The 2,964-nt window shown below is 65.0% G+C and carries 2 rRNA genes; both read left to right on the top strand.

From position 1 onward, the window contains the following. A 23S ribosomal RNA gene (locus C1711_RS00025) occupies positions 1-2,686 on the top strand; the annotation flags it as partial. A gap of 149 nt (positions 2,687-2,835) precedes the next feature. Next, a 5S ribosomal RNA gene (rrf, locus tag C1711_RS00020) occupies positions 2,836-2,951 on the top strand. Positions 2,952-2,964 lie beyond the last annotated feature (13 nt).

Below are 2,964 nucleotides of genomic sequence, written 5' to 3'. Positions count from 1 at the left end.
GGCGCGGGCGCCAGCCTTTCCGCCGCCGGGGTTGCAGGGCCTCCCCTCCCGGGAGCTGGCGCTCCCGGCGGGGTTTCCGTCCAGGGGAGCCGAACGGCATGGGAAGGCCGGCGGCACAGGGTTAGGGCCCCGTAGGCGCACCCTGGACGGGCCCCGAGGGAGGTCCCTGAGTAGGGCCGGGCACGTGAAACCCGGTCCGAACCCGGGGGGACCACCCTCCAAGCCTAAGTACTCCCATGTGACCGATAGCGCACCAGTACCGTGAGGGAAAGGTGAAAAGCACCCCGGGAGGGGAGTGAAACAGTACCTGAAACCGTGCGCCCGCAAGGCGTCGGAGCCGGCTTCGTCCGGTGACGGCGTGCCTTTTGTAGAATGAGCCAGCGAGTTGCTGGCACGCGGCGAGGTTAAGCTCATAAGCGAGCCGGAGCGAAAGCGAGTCCGAAACGGGCGCTTTGAGTCGCGTGCCGCAGACGCGAAGCCGGGTGAGCTATCCCTGGGCAGGCTGAAGCGGGGGTAAGACCCCGTGGAGGGCCGAACGGACGTACGTTGAAAAGTGCGCCGATGACCTGGGGATAGGGGTGAAAGGCCTATCAAACCCGGAGATATCTCGTTCTCCCCGAAATAGCTTTAGGGCTAGCGTCGCGCGTTAACCGCCGGAGGTAGAGCACCGGATCGATGAGGGGGCTTCGCCGCCTACCGATTCGAACCGAACTCCGAATGCCGGTCGGTCCAGAGCGCGGCAGTCAGAGCATGTGGGCTAAGCTGTGTGCTCGAGAGGGAAACAGCCCAGACCGCCCGCTAAGGCCCCAAATTCCGAGTTGAGTGGCAAAGGATGTGCGTCCGCGCAGACAACCAGGAGGTTGGCTTAGAAGCAGCCACCCCTTCAAAGAGTGCGTAACAGCTCACTGGTCGAGTGGACATGCGCCGACAATACACGGGGCTAAACTCGGAGCCGAAGCGGCGGGATGATTCATATCATCGGTAGGGGAGCGTCGATGCTGCGGCGAAGCCGGAGGGTCACCGACGGTGGAGCGGCATCGAGTGAGAATGCTGGCATGAGTAGCGAGAGACGAGAGAGTAACTCGTCCGCCGTAAACCCGAGGTTTCCTGGGCGAGGCTAATCCTCCCAGGGTCAGTCGGGGGCTAAGCCGAGGGCGGGAGCCGTAGGCGAAGCGCAGCAGGTGGACATTCCTGCACCGGAAGATCACCGTCACGACCGACGGGGCGACGGATTGGGGTGGCTCGGCGGGGTTCTGGACGTCCCCGTGATGGAGCGCGGCCCGCGGACCAGGCAAATCCGGTCCGCATGAGGGTTAGGCTCCGGACGAAGCGACTGAGCGAAGCGAGTGAGCCCGTGGTCCCCAGAAAAACCCCTAGGCAGGGGGTCTTCCGCCCGTACCGCAAACCGACACAGGTGGGTGGGTAGAACATACCGAGGCGATCGGGTCAACCATGGTCAAGGAACTCGGCAAAATGGCCCCGTAACTTCGGGAGAAGGGGCGCCGGCGCGTACGTGAACCGACTCGCTCGGGGAGCGGAGGCCGGCCGCAGCGAAGAGGCCCAATCGACTGTTTACCAAAAACACAGGACTCTGCAGAAGGCGAGAGCCGACGTATAGGGTCTGACGCCTGCCCGGTGCCGGAAGGTCACGCGGAGGGGTTAGCGCGAGCGAAGCCCCGAAGCCAAGCCCCGGTAAACGGCGGCCGTAACTATAACGGTCCTAAGGTAGCGAAATTCCTTGTCGGGTAAGTTCCGACCTGCACGAAAGGCGCAACGAATTGGGCGCTGTCTCGACCATGGACCCGGTGAAATTCCACTAGTCGTGAAGATGCGACTTACCCGCGGAAGGACGGAAAGACCCCGTGAACCTTCACTGCAGCTTGGCATTGGCCGCTGGCCCGTCGCGTAGAGGATAGGCGGGAGGCTTCGAAGCCCGGGCGCCAGCCCGGGTGGAGCCGACCTTGGAATACCGCCCCCGGCGCGCCGGCGTCCTAACCCGCAGCCGTGATCCGGTGCGGGGACCGTGCCAGGTGGGTAGTTTGACTGGGGCGGTCGCCTCCTAAAGGGTAACGGAGGCGCGCGAAGGTCCGCTCGGGACGGTCGGCAACCGTCCTTTTGAGTGCAAGAGCGTAAGCGGGCTTGACTGCGAGGCAGACACGCCGAGCAGGTGCGAAAGCAGGCTCTAGTGATCCGGCGGCCCCGCGTGGGTGGGCCGTCGCTCAACGGATAAAAGGTACTCCGGGGATAACAGGCTGATCTTGCCCAAGAGTCCACATCGACGGCAAGGTTTGGCACCTCGATGTCGGCTCATCGCATCCTGGGGCTGGAGCAGGTCCCAAGGGTACGGCTGTTCGCCGTTTAAAGCGGTACGCGAGCTGGGTTCAGAACGTCGTGAGACAGTTCGGTCCCTATCCTCCGCGGGCGCAGGAGAATCGAGGGAGGCTGCCCCTAGTACGAGAGGACCGGGGTGGACGCACCTCCCGTGAACCAGTTGTCGACCAACGGCACGGCTGGGTAGCGGCGTGCGGCGCGGATAACCGCTGAAGGCATCTAAGCGGGAAGCCGTTCCCGAGATCAGTTCTCCTTCCGGTAAGGGCCCAGGTAGACTACCTGGTCGATAGGCCGCAGGTGCAAGGCGCGCGAGCGCCTCAGCCGAGCGGTACTAATAGCCCGAGCTCTTACCCGCATCCATCGCGCGGGCGCCGACGCATCCATGCGGGCGTCGCACCGTTGCGGCCGCATCAGAGAGTCTCGAAGGCCCGTCGTCCAAGTCGCTGTGCGGCCCCCAGGGCACGCGAGGTCATATCCCGGGTGGGCGGCAGGAGCCGCCCACCGGTCAGCGGTTCTAGCGCGCGGGGCACGCCCGGTCCCATCCCGAACCCGGAAGCTAAGCCGCGCCGCGCCGATGGTACTGCGGGGGAAGCCCGTGGGAGAGCAGGGCGCCGCTGACCGGTGGACGGCTCC

This window comes from Collinsella provencensis, from assembly GCF_900199705.1.
Taxonomy (GTDB): domain Bacteria; phylum Actinomycetota; class Coriobacteriia; order Coriobacteriales; family Coriobacteriaceae; genus Collinsella; species Collinsella provencensis.
The sequence above is the reverse complement of the archived record's forward strand: the minus strand, read 5'-3'. Positions and strand labels throughout refer to the sequence as shown.